15 protein-coding genes and 1 tRNA gene are annotated in these 12995 nt (G+C 66.4%); 8 read left to right on the top strand and 8 right to left on the bottom strand.

All coding sequences use genetic code 11. From position 1 onward, the window contains the following. Window positions 1–68: 68 nt before the first annotated feature. The gene (locus tag AADH62_RS09260; RefSeq protein WP_341579226.1) at window positions 69–965 is read right to left on the bottom strand and encodes a metalloregulator ArsR/SmtB family transcription factor; all 897 of its coding nucleotides are present in this window, start codon (window positions 963–965) and stop codon (window positions 69–71) included. Window positions 966–1017: 52 nt separating this feature from the next. Between AADH62_RS09260 and AADH62_RS09265 the strand changes: the two genes are divergently transcribed. Then, the gene (locus AADH62_RS09265) at window positions 1018–1812 is read left to right on the top strand and encodes an MOSC domain-containing protein (RefSeq protein ID WP_341579228.1); all 795 of its coding nucleotides are present in this window, start codon (window positions 1018–1020) and stop codon (window positions 1810–1812) included. 44 nt (window positions 1813–1856) lie between these two features. Here the strand turns inward: AADH62_RS09265 and AADH62_RS09270 are convergent, their stop codons facing one another. Further along, window positions 1857–3086, bottom strand: coding sequence for a multidrug effflux MFS transporter (locus tag AADH62_RS09270; protein ID WP_341579230.1), 1230 nt, complete (start codon window positions 3084–3086; stop codon window positions 1857–1859). 51 nt (window positions 3087–3137) lie between these two features. On the opposite strand from AADH62_RS09270, the gene AADH62_RS09275 reads away from it, so the two are divergent. Beyond that, the gene (locus AADH62_RS09275; RefSeq protein ID WP_341579232.1) at window positions 3138–3581 is read left to right on the top strand and encodes a MarR family winged helix-turn-helix transcriptional regulator; all 444 of its coding nucleotides are present in this window, start codon (window positions 3138–3140) and stop codon (window positions 3579–3581) included. A gap of 2 nt (window positions 3582–3583) precedes the next feature. On the opposite strand, the gene AADH62_RS09280 is transcribed toward AADH62_RS09275, so the two are convergent. After that, a tRNA-Lys gene (locus AADH62_RS09280) sits at window positions 3584–3659 on the bottom strand. Window positions 3660–3766: 107 nt separating this feature from the next. Here AADH62_RS09280 and AADH62_RS09285 point away from each other — a divergent pair. Both AADH62_RS09285 and AADH62_RS09290 read left to right on the top strand, forming a co-directional pair. Next, complete coding sequence (locus AADH62_RS09285; RefSeq protein WP_341579234.1) at window positions 3767–4018, top strand: antitoxin; 252 nt, start codon at window positions 3767–3769, stop codon at window positions 4016–4018. Further along, window positions 4015–4443 carry a type II toxin-antitoxin system VapC family toxin gene (locus tag AADH62_RS09290; RefSeq protein WP_341579236.1) on the top strand — a complete coding sequence of 143 codons (429 nt, stop codon included), beginning with the start codon at window positions 4015–4017 and terminating at the stop codon, window positions 4441–4443. The genes AADH62_RS09285 and AADH62_RS09290 overlap by 4 nt, the downstream gene beginning before the upstream one ends. Window positions 4444–4542: 99 nt before the next feature. On the opposite strand, the gene AADH62_RS09295 is transcribed toward AADH62_RS09290, so the two are convergent. Beyond that, entirely contained in the window at window positions 4543–5211 is a 669-nt protein-coding gene (locus AADH62_RS09295) for a fasciclin domain-containing protein (protein WP_341579238.1), read from the bottom strand. Between the two features lie 122 nt (window positions 5212–5333). Between AADH62_RS09295 and sigK the strand changes: the two genes are divergently transcribed. From sigK to AADH62_RS09315, 4 genes are all read left to right on the top strand, one after another. Then, window positions 5334–5924, top strand: a complete 591-nt coding sequence (gene sigK / locus AADH62_RS09300) for an ECF RNA polymerase sigma factor SigK (protein WP_341579240.1) — start codon at window positions 5334–5336, stop codon at window positions 5922–5924. Further along, a complete protein-coding gene (locus AADH62_RS09305; RefSeq protein ID WP_341579241.1) occupies window positions 5921–6676 on the top strand; it encodes an anti-sigma factor in 756 nt (251 codons plus the stop codon). Before sigK ends, AADH62_RS09305 begins: the two co-directional genes overlap by 4 nt. A 30-nt stretch (window positions 6677–6706) precedes the next feature. Beyond that, window positions 6707–7345: a DNA-directed RNA polymerase subunit beta gene (locus tag AADH62_RS09310; RefSeq protein ID WP_341579244.1), complete on the top strand. Its 639-nt coding sequence runs from the start codon at window positions 6707–6709 to the stop codon at window positions 7343–7345. A gap of 463 nt (window positions 7346–7808) precedes the next feature. Then, a complete protein-coding gene (locus AADH62_RS09315) occupies window positions 7809–8693 on the top strand; it encodes an aminodeoxychorismate lyase (protein WP_341579245.1) in 885 nt (294 codons plus the stop codon). A 253-nt stretch (window positions 8694–8946) separates the two neighbouring features. On the opposite strand, the gene AADH62_RS09320 is transcribed toward AADH62_RS09315, so the two are convergent. From AADH62_RS09320 to pstC, 4 genes are all read right to left on the bottom strand, one after another. Beyond that, window positions 8947–9762 carry a DUF559 domain-containing protein gene (locus tag AADH62_RS09320; protein WP_341579247.1) on the bottom strand — a complete coding sequence of 272 codons (816 nt, stop codon included), beginning with the start codon at window positions 9760–9762 and terminating at the stop codon, window positions 8947–8949. Window positions 9763–10098: 336 nt separating this feature from the next. After that, window positions 10099–10878, bottom strand: a complete 780-nt coding sequence (gene pstB / locus AADH62_RS09325; RefSeq protein WP_341579249.1) for a phosphate ABC transporter ATP-binding protein PstB — start codon at window positions 10876–10878, stop codon at window positions 10099–10101. A 16-nt stretch (window positions 10879–10894) separates the two neighbouring features. Further along, window positions 10895–11986, bottom strand: a complete 1092-nt coding sequence (gene pstA / locus AADH62_RS09330) for a phosphate ABC transporter permease PstA (protein WP_341579251.1) — start codon at window positions 11984–11986, stop codon at window positions 10895–10897. Continuing rightward, entirely contained in the window at window positions 11986–12948 is a 963-nt protein-coding gene (gene pstC, locus AADH62_RS09335) for a phosphate ABC transporter permease subunit PstC (RefSeq protein WP_341579253.1), read from the bottom strand. The genes pstA and pstC overlap by 1 nt, the downstream gene beginning before the upstream one ends. Between the last annotated feature and the right edge of the window lie 47 nt (window positions 12949–12995).

The following is a 12995-nucleotide window of genomic DNA, read 5'->3' on the forward strand; positions in this document are numbered from 1 at the left end:
CACCTTTCTCGGGATGAGAAAAGCATAGATGGCTATCTATCTATTTGGGAAGCCGTGACGGCGCTGGTTCAGCGAGTGTTCACTTTCTCGCCGGAGCGGAGCTCCGCAAGAAGCTCCCTGACACGTCGGTCGATGTCGTCACGGATGCCGCGCACGGCTGCGAGGGGCTTGCCGACGGGATCCTCGAGCTCCCAATCGAGGTATCGCGTTCCGGGATAGATCGGGCAGGCGTCGCCGCATCCCATTGTGATGACGACATCCGCGGCGCGAACTGCTTCGTCGGTCAGTGGCTTCGGGAACTCGTTGCCGATCGAGACTCCGATCTCATCCAGCGCGGTCACGATTGTGGAACGGACGTCGGTCGTCGGTTCGGATCCGGCTGTGCGCACCGTGACGGTGTCGCCGGCAAGGTGGCGCAGGATGCCGGCCGCGAGCTGTGATCTGCCGGCATTCTGTACGCACACGAACAGCACGCTCGGGGTGGTATCCGACGGTCTCGCTGATGCCGTGGCCAGCGCGTCGAGCCTGCTCGCGGCGAACGAGAAGGTGCGGGATGCCAGGAGCGGGGCATCCGTCGCCGAGAGACGTTCGTGGCTGTCGGTGACGACCTCGCGAATCCGGTGGGCGTCGACGCGCTCGCCGAATCGCGCGTCGAGGTCAGTCACGATTCGGTCCAGATCGACGGATGCCGCCTCGCGTGGCCGACCCAGGATCGCATCGACGCGGTCGGCGGCATCGGGTGCGATCGAGTACCAGACCTGGCGTCCCTCGGGCTCGCGGATCACGATCGCGTCGGCAAGGAGGGTCTTCATGTGGTGACTGACGGTCGGCTGGCGCAGTCCAAGCTCGGTCGCGAGCCGTCCGACGAGCACGCGACCGTCAGGCGACGAGCGCATGAGGTTCAGGATGCGGGCGCGGGTCGGGTCGCCCAGCGATGTGAGCGCGGCATCCGTTCCGACATCCATTGATCGCAGTCTATTGGACGGTATCGGGTGACGCGCGTGGCACGATGGCGGCATGGCATCTGTCGCCGCCCTCTATCGCTACCCGGTCAAGGGATTCACGCCGGAACCGCGCGAGCGGATCGTGGTGCAGGACGACGGGCGCGTCGAGGGTGATCGGGTGCTCGCCTTCCGGTTTGCGGATGCCGTTGAGCCCGAGGACGAGGAGGGGCTCGAGTACTGGCCGAAGAAACGCGGCCTTGCGCTCATGGATATGCCCTCGCTCGCGCGCCTGCGGCTGAGCTACGACAGCGACCGGGGTCACCTCGCGATCCGTGACGGCGAGCGCGTGCTCGTGGATGCCGTGCTCGACGACGCGGGTCGCCGCCAGATCGAGGATGCCGTCACCGCGTGGCTGCGTGAGACTCCCGACGTGCGGCATCTCAAGCGCCCGGGGAGGCTTCCCCTGCGCCTTATCGGTGACGGTGTGACCTCGCAGTTTCAGGATCGGCCCCGCGGGTATGTGTCGGTTCATGCGGCGGCATCCGTCGTGGACCTCGGTCGCGCCGCCGATGCCGTTGTCGATGATCGCCGGTTCCGCTCGAATGTCGTGATCGAGGGCATTCCGCCGTGGCGCGAGCTTGAGTGGCAGGGGAGGGTTCGGATCGGCGACGTCATCTTCGCAGTCCAGCGGCCTATCGTGCGGTGCGCTGCGATCATGGCGAACCCCGACACCGGGCTGCAGGATGCCCCGCTGCTGCGCATCCTTACGCGAGAGTTCGGGCAGTCCGCGCCGACTCTGGGAGTGCTCCTCCTTCCCGAGAGTGGCGGCGGAACCCTTCGTGTTGGCGATCCTGTTGAATCGGCCTAACCCGTCCCGTCGCGCGCAGGAGGCGGCAACTGTGCTGAACGCTCTCAGGTCGTCGCCGGGAGCTGCGGCTGCGGGTTGCGCCCGCGTTCCGGTGCACCTCGCGCGATGAGGAAAGCCGCGTTCGCCACGACGGATGCCGCAAGCATCGTGAGGGCGAGGGGCACCGCGGTGGCTTCCCCGCCGATTCCCACCAGCGGTGAGACGAGGCCAGCAAGGCTGAACTGCAGGAAGCCGAGCCAGGCGGATCCTGTGCCTGCGCGCGCACGCACGACATCCAGCGCGAGCGCTGAGGCATTCCCGAGAACAAGGCCCACGGAAGCCACTGCGGCGAGGACGGGTAAGGCGAGCCAGATCGCTGGAACACCTGTGAGTACCAGTATGAGCAGCACGAGGATGGCAGCGAGGTTCCACAGCAGCCCCACCTGCAACAGGCGGGCGACGCTGATGCGGTGGGTGAGGCGGGTTCCGACGATGCTGGATGCGGTCAGGGCGATGGCATTGAGAGCGAAGGCCAGCCCATACTGCACCTCTGTGAAGCCCATCATCGACTGATACAGGAACGGCGACGCCGAGATGTATGCCATCAGGGTCGCGAACCCGAACGCGAAGGCTCCGGCGTAGCCCAGGTAGCGACGCGAGAGGAGTCGCGCGCCGGGTGCGGATGCGTGCATGCGGTGCTGCTCGCGGACAGTACGCGGGTGGGTCTCGCGGACGAAGAGCAGCACCAGCGGGACGGTGACAACCCCGACACCGGTCACGATCCAGAGCAGTCCGCGCCATCCGAGCGGCTCGGCCAACAGGCTTCCGGCGAACGGCGCGACGATGGGGGCGATGCCGCCGACCAGCATCATGATTGCCATGGCGCGGGCTGCCTCGGCGCCGTGCGCGAGGTCCGAGATAATCGCGCGGCCGATGACCATCCCGGCCGAGCCAGCGAGGCCCTGCACGAGACGGGCGACGATGAGTGCAGTAATCGTGGGGGCAAGCGCTGCTGCGGCGCTTGCTGCAATGTAGAGAGCAAGGCCGATAAGCAGTGGGCCGTACCGGCCCACGCGGTCGGAGAGTGGCCCGAACACGAGCTGGCCGATGCCGGCGCCGAGCAGAAACGCGGTGAGCGACAACTGCACTCCAGCGGCAGTCGTGCCGAGGTCGGCGGTCATTGCCGGGAACGCAGAGAGGTACAGATCGGTGGCGAACGGTGCGGCAGTCGACAAGAGTGCGAGCGTGATGAGTAGCGGCGCGCTCACTGCCGATCGGGGAGTCGTCTCGGGCATGCTGCCCCTCACTAGATAGCTATGTAGAAATAGGTATGTAAGGATAGCAGAATGACGAGAGTCGATGCGCTTGCCGACCTTGCGGATGTCGTGCTGAGCGTGGCGCGAAAGCTGCACGCCCTCACGCCTGAAGAGTCGGGTGCGATCGCGCTCACGCCGCTGGAGGCGCTCGCGATGCAGCACATCGACCGGAATCCGGGTATTACATCGTCCGGGTTTGCCGCCGACCTCTCCCTCAAGAGCAGCAATGCCAGTACGACGCTGCGCGAGCTGGAGCGAAAGGGCTTGATTCGCCGGAACCCTGACCCGCGCGACGGACGCACCGTGCGCATCACCGTCACCGACGAGTCGCGCGACCATCTCGCCCGCGTTCGAGCGGCATGGGCGCGTTTGCTCTCGGCTCTTTCTGTCGATGACGCCGAACTCGCGCGGCTGACCGCAACGCTACAGAGCGCCGAGTCCGTCCTTTCGGAACGCCAACGCGCCCGGTCGTGACATGGTGGGCCCGGAGGGGCTCGAACCCTCGACCCGCGGATTAAAAGTCCGATGCTCTACCGACTGAGCTACAGGCCCCAGACCTCCCAGCCTACTTCGTGCGCGGCATCCGATTTGCGACACTGCTGCGGAGCGTCTCATGCGCTGCATCAACGCATCAAATCGTGTGATGCTAAGATGCAGATGTGCGAACCACGATCACGCTGACCTCAGCTGCTGAGGAAGCCGTGCGCAGGGTCATGCGCGAACGTGGCCTTTCGTTCAAGGATGCGGTGAACTCGGCAATACTCGCTGGTCTGGACCCCGATCCGGTGGACGCTTACGAAACTCCGGTTCACAGGTTCGGCGAGGCTCGAGTCCCCTTGGACCGTGCTCTGGCTGTCGCGGCCGACCTCGAAGACGAGGCCATCATGCAGAAGCAAGAGCTCGCGAAGTGAAACTCGTTGACGCCAACGTCCTGCTCTATGCCGTGGACGCCGATGCGCGTCATCACGCACGGGCGAAGACGTGGCTCGACACGGCTCTGAGCTCGCGGGAGACTGTCGCGATCCCGTGGGTTTGCGCGTTGGCGTTTGTTCGCCTGGCCACAAGTTCGCGGATCTACCCGAATCCACTGCCGGTCGATGACGCCTTCGACATCCTCAATGGGTGGATGAATCGACCCAGCGTCATCAGCCCCGAGCCCGGCGCCGGACACTCCGATCGGATGCGCATGCTTCTCGCCGACGTGGGAACCGGCGGAAACCTCGTCATGGATGCTCACCTCGCCGCTCTAGCGATCGAGAATCGCGCAGAGGTCGTGACGTTCGACGGCGACTTCGGACGGTTCCCGGGTGTCGTGTGGCGGCGGCCCGGCGAATGAATCGAGGCGCGGCGCATGCCACAGAAACGACGAGGCCGCCGCATCCGAAGATGACGGCGGCCTCGCGTCCCTCCACCCTGGGGGATCGCCGACAGGCGCTCACATGGGAGGCATGAGCACCGTGTCGACGAGGTACACGACAGCGTTGGCGGTCTGAACGCCACCGCAGATGACCATGGCGTCGCCCACCATGAGGTTGTCGCCCGAACCGGTCACCTCAACGTCAGCGCCCTGCACCGTGGTGTGGGTGCCGGGAAGGTCCTCGGGCAGGATCTGACCGGGAACGACGTGGTACGTCAGGATCGAGGTCAGCAGATCCGAGTCGGTCGACAGTGTGTCGATCGTGGCCTGGTCGATCTTCGCGAACGCGTCATCGACCGGAGCGAAGACAGTGAACTCGCCACCGTTGAGGGTGTCGACGAGGTTCACGTCGGGGTTCAGTCCGCCGCTCACTGCTGCGGTGAGCGTGGTCAGTAGCGGGTTGTTGGATGCCGCGGTGGCAACCGGGTCCATCGCCATGCCATCGACGGAGCCGGCGCCCGAGGGCACAGCCTCGGCATACGCAGCGCAGCCGGAGCCCACGAGGTAGGCGGTGGCATCCATTTCCTCCATGTCATCCATGGGGGTGGTCTGCTCGGTCATCGGCGTCTGCGCCATCTCGTCGTCCATGTCCCCCGTGCTGGCGGTGGAGCAGGCGGAAAGGGCGAGTGCGGCGACGAACGCCAGCGAGGCGCCAGCTGCGACGCGCGACTTCTTGGTGATCAACATTGTTCCTCCGGTGTTGTCGGAGCCTCGTCAGGGCTCGTGGTCGTCCGCTCGTGGCGGCCTACACAGGGGTCTTCGGAAGCGCGTCGACATCGGATGGGAATTTCTTGCGGCATGCTGGACCCATGGTGATCGACGGCATGGACGTGCCAGACGACGGGGCGGGCGCCGTCGATCACGTCGCGGAGCTTCTTGAGCGCATCCCGCACGGCGATCACGAGGCTTTCGCGAGCCTCTACGACATGCTGTCGTCTCGGGTCTTCGGACTCATCCTGCGCGTCGTGGTCGACCGCTCGCAGAGCGAGGAGGTTCTGCAGGAGGTATTCCTGGAGGTGTGGCAATCCGCCGCGCGCTTCGCTCCGAACAAAGGCCAGGGCAGATCCTGGGTGCTCACGATCGCACACCGCCGAGCCGTCGACCGCGTGCGGGCTTCGCAGGCGAGCGTCGATCGCGACATCAGGGTCGGGTTCCGTGACATCGACGTCGCTCACGATGGCGTCGCCGAGCAGGCGGAACTGCGGATCGAGAGCCGACGAGTAACAGAGGCACTCACCGCCCTTCCCGAATCACAACGCGAGGCCCTCACCCTCGCGTATTTCGGGGGTTACAGTCAGAGCGAGATTGCGGCACTGGTGGGGGCGCCGCTGGGAACAGTGAAGACCCGGATGCGTGACGGCTTGTCGCGCCTGAGAGCAGAAATGGGGGTGGCCTCATGAACGAGCAGGAGTTCGCCGAGCTGTCGGCGGCGTCTGCCCTCGGCGCTCTCGACGCTGAGCAGCAGCAGGCCTTCGACCTGGCTCTCGCGATGCATCCGGAGTGGCGCGGCATCGCCGAGCGCGACCTCGAGACCGCTGCCGCGCTTGCCGACTACGCGCCCGAGGTCGATCCGCCCGCCGAGCTTCGCCACCACATCCTCACGCGGGTCGCGCTGGCGCCGCAGACGGATGCCGTGCCGCTCGGCGCGACACCGGCGCCGAGCACCGGCGCTATTCAGACGCAGTCCCGCACGCGCTGGATGCGGAGCATGTTCGCTATCGCGGCATCCTTCGTTCTTCTCGTCGCGCTCGGCTTCACCGCCGTCAGCATCAACGACTGGGCGAATCGCCCGCCCGAGGTCGTCGCGCTACAAGAGGTTCAGTCGGCACCGGATGCGCAGTCGGCGACGGCGCAGATCGAAGGTGGCGGCGAGTCCACGCTCTATTGGGCAGACTCGGTCGGAAAGGCCGTCATCGTTTCAAACGGACTTCCGCAGATCGCCGACGACCAGAGCTACGAACTGTGGTTCGTGAGAGGCGACGAGTCTCCGATCCCCGCCGGTGCGTTCGCAGCGAGTGGGCAGCGAACCGAAACCTGGATCCTCGACGGCGAGATGGAGCCGGGCGACACCATCGCCATCACGATCGAGCCTGCCGGTGGCTCCCCGACGGGCGAGCCGACCTCGGACGCTGTTGTCGCCATCCCGACCTGAGCGACGCCCATCGCGACTACCCTGGAGCGGGTGAGTGACGACCCCCGGCCCTATCACAAGCCCGTTCGCAGACCTGCCGAGCTGTTCGACCGGCTGTTCGCTGCCGAGGACCCCGCAGAGGTCTCTCGCGTCGCGCACTCCACGGCACAGGCGCTACTCTCGCGCGTCCGTGCCGAGCCCGACGATGCAGTTGTCGAGCGCCTCATCGCCTTCACTGCCGAGCACGGGATCGATGACATCGCAGAGCTGTGGTCGCGCTCACCGGCCAAGACTCTGCCCGGGGCGCTGTGGCGGCTCTACCTCGTGCAGCTGATGATCCATGACGACCCGAGCACGGCGGCTCTCACCTACGAGCGCGGCCGCGCCGCCCTCGACACGGCGGATGCCCTGATCGCCGGGGCTCCCGTGCCGGCAAGCCCCGACGAGCTCGTCACGCTCGTCGACACGATCCTGCGCGGGCTCTTCCGCGGTGACTTCGCGGTAGCTCTCGATCGCGCCGCCGCGTTCTGCCGTGTGCAGGCTGCCGGCGCGACCTACCTGGCCGACGACTACGACGCGACCGAGTCCGATCGCAGCGCAGCCTTCACCACGCGCGCACTGCGCCTGAGCGATTACGCATCCGATCTGAGCGCCTGCGCGGCCCTCTGGCGCCGCGAATCCCTCACCTGATCGGGCCACGTCCGGCATCCCGGACACGAAAGTGCCGGGCCGCAGAACGCCACCGTGCTGGTGGGCCCCTGCGGGACGAGAGGCGCCCTGTGCCCCGGTACAGAAGTGCCGGGCCGCAGAACGCCACCGTGCTGGTGGGCCCCTGCGGGACGAGAGGCGCCCTGTGCCCCGGTACAGAAGTGCCGGGCCGCAGAACGCCACCGTGTTGGTGGGCCCCTGCGGGACGAGAGGCGCCCTGTGCCCCGGCACAGAAGTGCCGAGCCGCAGAACGCCACCGTGCTGGTGGGCCCCTGCGGGACGAGAGGCGCCCTGTGCCCCGGCACAGAAGTGCCGGGCCGCAGAACGCCTCTCGGCGCATGGCCGCTCGTAGCGGCAGAAGATGGAGCCCGGGGTTACTGCGGCCCGGCTATGACAGTCTAGCGGGCTCACCGGGACGGGTATTCCCGCCGCGTAGGCTCATCGCATGGCAACGACTTTCGCCCTCATGATCCAGCCCGTTGAGGCGGATGCCGACCGCACCGACTTCGCCGACACGTTCGCGTCGGTGGATCCCACGGCGCCCGCTTTGAGCGTCGGCGAGCTGAGCACGCAACGCGGCGATGGGATCTTCGAGTCGATCGGCGTCGTCGACGGTCACCCCCAGGAAGTAGGCGCCCACCTCGACCGGCTCGCACACTCCGCGCGCATCTGTGACCTTCCGGCGCCGAACCTGGCGCAGTGGCGGGCGGCTATCGCTGCGGTCGCCGCGCACGCTCCGGCGGGGGAGTCGGTCATCAAACTCATCCTCAGCCGCGGCATCGAGCACGGCCCGACGCCCACGGCGTGGGTCACGCTCGCGCCGGCGGCTGACTTCACGACTGCGCGCACGCGCGGCATCCGTGTCGTCACCCTCGATCGAGGCTATGACTCCACGGTCCCGGCACGGGCGCCCTGGCTGCTGCTCGGTGCAAAGACGCTCTCGTACGCCGTCAACATGGCCGCCCTTCGTGAGGCTCATCGTCGGGGGGCGGATGACGCGATCTTCGTCACCACCGACCACTTCGTGCTTGAGGCTCCCACGGCATCCCTGGTGCTGCGCCGTGGGGACCGGTTCATCACTCCGGCGCCGACCGGCGGCATCCTGCACGGCACGACGCAACTGAGCATGTTCGCCTACCTCGAGGAGCGGGGCTACGAAACGGGATATGAGCAGATCCTGACCGAGACGCTGTCGAGTGTCGACGCGGCATGGCTCGTGTCGAGCGTTCGGCTCGCGGCCCCCATCACCGCACTCGACGGCGCATCGATTCCGGCCGATGCCGCCTTCACGGCAGAACTGAACGCCTACCTCCTCAGCCCGCGCGACTGACGGTCATCCGTCCCGTCCCTCGGGCCCGCTCCTCATCGTCGCAACGGCGCATGGTTTGCCCGGCACGCCGGCGACGGATGCCGCGTCCCGGCGTGTCGGCAGATCGATGCGCCGTTACGACGCGGGGCCCGGAGTCGACCGCGGCGCATTCGCGCACTCGCTATTGCAGCGGCGCCGGTTCCAGCGGCGCATGGTTTGCCCGACACGCGGCGACGGATGCCGCGTCCCGGCGTGTCGGCAGATCGATGCGCCGTTACGACAGCCGGCTGCCGAGCGCGCCAAGGATCGCGGCCTCGACGAGGTCCCAGTCGTGTACGACGAGGGAGTAATCGAAGCGGAGCGTCGTGTAGCCCCAGATCGCGGCGTTCGCATCCCTGACAAGATCCTTGTGGCGCATGTGGATGCCCTCGTGGTTGTCACGGCCGTCCACTTCGATCAGCAGGTGGTCGCCGATAGCGGCATCCACGATGCCGACGCCGAAAACGGATACCTGCGTTCGCACGCTCAAGCCGAGGTGGCGTAAGCGCCAGCGGAGGAGAGACTCGAGGCCACTGTCGGCATCCGTACGGGCCAGGTCAATGGCCTCTCGCGCAGCAGCGTTCGTATGACGCCGAAGCCAGCGCAGGTCAGCCGCGTCGGCCCGCTGCTGTCGCAGTGCGGATTCGAGCACGATGAAAAACTCCTCGACTCCGCGGCAGCGCAGAATCTGTCGCAGGATCTGACGCAGAGGCGGTGCCGCCGTTCCGACGCCGCTTCGGCCGTCATCCCAGTGCTCGATACACGCGCATCCGTCGTGGTCGTAGCAGTGTCGGGAGGGGAGCCAGACATGGACTTCGGTTGCATCGTCGAGCACCCAGAGGCCGAGATGCCGCGCTGCAGAGACACAGGCCAAGGTGCCACCGTGAGCGGTCGCGAGCAGGAGGTCGCGGCAAGCCCCGGGGCGTGCGTACACTCCCCGGCGCACACGTGTGATCGCGCCCCCGTGCAGCGCGGCACGCACCCAGGGATACCCGAAGCCGCGAGCACGCAGTTCCGCCACGGTCATCACGGCGAGGGGCGCATCACACACCCTGTCATGCTGTGCGGATCACGTGTCCTCGAGTCATCCGGGAACCACAAGTGTGTGAATCACTGCTCCCCGACCCCATGGGGAGGAGCGCTTCCGAGCCGTCGGTCACGCACCGGTCCCGAGACGCCGTGTCGTAACGGCGCAGGGTGTGCGCGACACGCCGGTGACGGATGCCGTGGGTCGGCGTGTCGGCGCAAGGGTTCGCCGTTGCGACCGAGGCGCCGTTGCGACGAAGCGCAGGTGCGGGCGCGGCGCCGGTGCGACCGAGGTGCGGGCGCGGCCAAAACGAAGGAGGGGGCGGGGCCGAACGGCCACGCCCCCGTCCGAAACGGATGCTCACCCGAAGCGGCCCGAGACGTAGTCTTCGGTGTCCTTGACCTTGGGGCGGGTGAAGATCGTGGTGGTCTCGTCGTACTCGATGAGCTTGCCCGGCTTGCCGGTGCCGGCGATGTTGAAGAACGCGGTCTTGTCGGACACACGCGAGGCCTGCTGCATGTTGTGGGTCACGATGACGATCGTGTACTCGCTCTTGAGTTCCTCGATGAGGTCCTCGATCGCGAGGGTGGAGATCGGATCGAGGGCCGAGCAGGGCTCGTCCATGAGCAGAACGTCGGGTTCGACCGCGATGGCGCGAGCGATGCACAGACGCTGCTGCTGACCACCCGACAGACCCGATCCGGGGCGGTCCAGACGGTCCTTCACCTCGTTCCAGAGGTTCGCGCCCTGCAGGGACTTCTCGACGAGAGCATCCTGATCGCTCTTGGACATCCGCTGGTTGTTCAGCTTCACGCCAGCAAGCACGTTCTCGCGGATCGACATGGTGGGGAACGGGTTTGGGCGCTGGAAGACCATACCGACCTGGCGACGAACGAGCACGGGGTCGACTCCGGCGCCGTAGAGGTTGTCACCGTCGATCAGCACCTCACCCTCGACGCGCGCGCCCGGGATGACTTCGTGCATCCGGTTCAGGGTGCGAAGGAAGGTCGACTTGCCGCAACCGGAGGGGCCGATGAAGGCGGTCACCGAGCGGGGCTCGATGGTGAGCGAGACGCCCTCGACGGCGAGGAAGTTGCCGTAGTAGACGTTGAGGTCGTTGACATCGATGCGCTTGGACACGGATATTCCTTCGGGTTCAGCGACCGGTCTTGGGCGCGAAGAACTTCGCGACAAAGCGGGCGGCGAGGTTGAGCACCATGACGATGAGGATCAGGGTCAGGGCCCCCGCCCACGCACGCGAGATCGCGGCGTCGGGGTTGGTTCCCTGGTTGGCGTACTGGTTGTAGACGAACACCGGGAGGGTCATCATGTTCCCATCCCAGATGTTCCAGTTCATGCTCTGCGTGTAGCCGGCGGTCAGCAGCAGGGGAGCAGTCTCACCGATGACGCGGGCGATCGCCAGCATGACACCGGTCGTGATACCGGCGATGGATGTCGGGAGCACGACCTTCACGATCGTGAGCCACTTCGGAACGCCCAGCGCGAAGGATGCTTCGCGCAGTTCGTTGGGAACCAGGCGCAGCATCTCTTCGGAGGAGCGGACCACGACCGGGATCATGAGAACGCTCAGCGCGATGGCGCCCTCGAAGCCCGAGGAGTATCCGGCGCCAAAGAAGATCACGAACACGGCGTAAGCGAACAGACCAGCGACGATCGAGGGGATGCCGGTCATGACGTCGACGAAGAACGTGATTGCGCGGGCGAGCTTGCCGCTGTTGCCGTACTCGACGAGGTAGATCGAGGTCATGAGGCCGATCGGAACCGAGATGATCGTCGCCGTCAGTGTGATCAGCAGTGTCCCAACGATCGCGTGCAGCGCACCACCGCCGTCGCCGATCACGTTGCGCATCGACGACGAGAAGAACTCGATGTCGAATCGGGCGAGCCCGTTGACCAGAACCGTGAACAGCAGCGAGATCAGCGGAAGGAGCGCGACGACGAATGCCGCCGAGACCACCGCGGTGATGAAGCGGTCGGTCGCGTTGCGGCGTCCTTCAACGATCGAGGCGACGACGAAGATCAGGATGGCGTAGAGCACCGCGCCGAGGAAGGCGGCGGCCACGATGTTGTAGTTCGCGACGGGCTGGTCGATGTTCAGGAGGAAGAACACCAGGCCCATGACGATGAGGGAGCCCGCGAGTAGGAGCCAGCTCGTCCCCTTCGGAAGCCGCCCGTTCGAGAAGCTGTTGGCGCTCGGACGCGTCGCCGTGGCGGTTGCGGTGGACATCAGTTGGCTCCCGAGAACTCAGCGCGGCGGTTGACGATCCAGCGAGCGATCGCGTTGACGGCGAAGGTGACGACGAACAGGACGAGGCCGGTAGCGATCAGCAGGCTCACGCCTGTGCCATACGCCTCGGGGAACTGGAGGGCGATATTCGCCGGGATCGTCGTTGGGTTGGTGGCAGTCAGCAGTTCGAAGGTCACGACTCCCGATACCGAGAGCACCATCGTGACGGCCATCGTCTCGCCGAGCGCTCGACCGAGTGCGAGCATCGCCGCCGACACCATGCCGCCGCGAGCGAAAGGCAGCACTGCCATCTTGATCATTTCCCAGCGGGTGGCGCCGAGTGCCAGCGCTGCCTCTTCGTGCAGCACCGGTGTCTGGAGGAACACTTCGCGACAGATCGCGGTCATGATCGGCAGCACCATGATGGCCAGCACCAGGGCGGCGGTGAGGATCGTGCGACCGGTGGCTGACACCTGGCCGCTGAACAGCGGAATCCACCCGAGGTAGGTGTTCAGCCACACGTAGAAGGGCTGCACGAACCCCGCGAGAACCAGGCCGCCCCACAGGCCGAACACGACCGAGGGGACTGCAGCGAGGAGGTCGATGATGTATCCGAGGACGGCTGCTGCGCGACGCGGGGCGTAGTGCGAGATGAACAGGGCGATGCCGATCGCGAGCGGCGCTGCCATGACGAGCGCGAGGATCGAAGACCAGATCGTGCCGAACACGAGCGGCCACGTGTACTCGAGGAAGGTTTTGCCCTTCAGGAGCGGATTCTCGTCGGCGGGAGTCGCAAACGCCGGGATGCTCTCGATGACCAAGAAGATCGTGACAGCAGCGAGAACAGCCAGGATGATGATCCCCGCCCCGAGTGCGGTCCCCGAGAAGACGATGTCCCCGGGCCGCCTCTTGGCGTGGATTTTCGCCGGGGCTTCGGGTCCCGCGTCCGTGGTCGTCGCCATCCGTGTGTCCTTCGTGTCGAGTCCGGGTCAGGCTCAGCGAAAGCTCC

This window comes from Microbacterium schleiferi, from assembly GCF_038150145.1.
GTDB lineage: Bacteria > Actinomycetota > Actinomycetes > Actinomycetales > Microbacteriaceae > Microbacterium > Microbacterium schleiferi_B.

Coding starts and splice junctions, on each gene's coding strand:
- AADH62_RS09275 (WP_341579232.1), top strand. CDS start 3,138: ATGACGAGAGTCGATGCGCTTGCCGACCTTGCGGATGTCGTGCTGAGC.
- sigK (WP_341579240.1), top strand. CDS start 5,334: ATGGTGATCGACGGCATGGACGTGCCAGACGACGGGGCGGGCGCCGTC.
- pstA (WP_341579251.1), bottom strand. CDS start 11,986: ATGTCCACCGCAACCGCCACGGCGACGCGTCCGAGCGCCAACAGCTTC.
- AADH62_RS09295 (WP_341579238.1), bottom strand. CDS start 5,211: ATGTTGATCACCAAGAAGTCGCGCGTCGCAGCTGGCGCCTCGCTGGCG.
- AADH62_RS09305 (WP_341579241.1), top strand. CDS start 5,921: ATGAACGAGCAGGAGTTCGCCGAGCTGTCGGCGGCGTCTGCCCTCGGC.
- AADH62_RS09315 (WP_341579245.1), top strand. CDS start 7,809: ATGGCAACGACTTTCGCCCTCATGATCCAGCCCGTTGAGGCGGATGCC.
- AADH62_RS09270 (WP_341579230.1), bottom strand. CDS start 3,086: ATGCCCGAGACGACTCCCCGATCGGCAGTGAGCGCGCCGCTACTCATC.
- AADH62_RS09260 (WP_341579226.1), bottom strand. CDS start 965: ATGGATGTCGGAACGGATGCCGCGCTCACATCGCTGGGCGACCCGACC.
- pstC (WP_341579253.1), bottom strand. CDS start 12,948: ATGGCGACGACCACGGACGCGGGACCCGAAGCCCCGGCGAAAATCCAC.
- AADH62_RS09265 (WP_341579228.1), top strand. CDS start 1,018: ATGGCATCTGTCGCCGCCCTCTATCGCTACCCGGTCAAGGGATTCACG.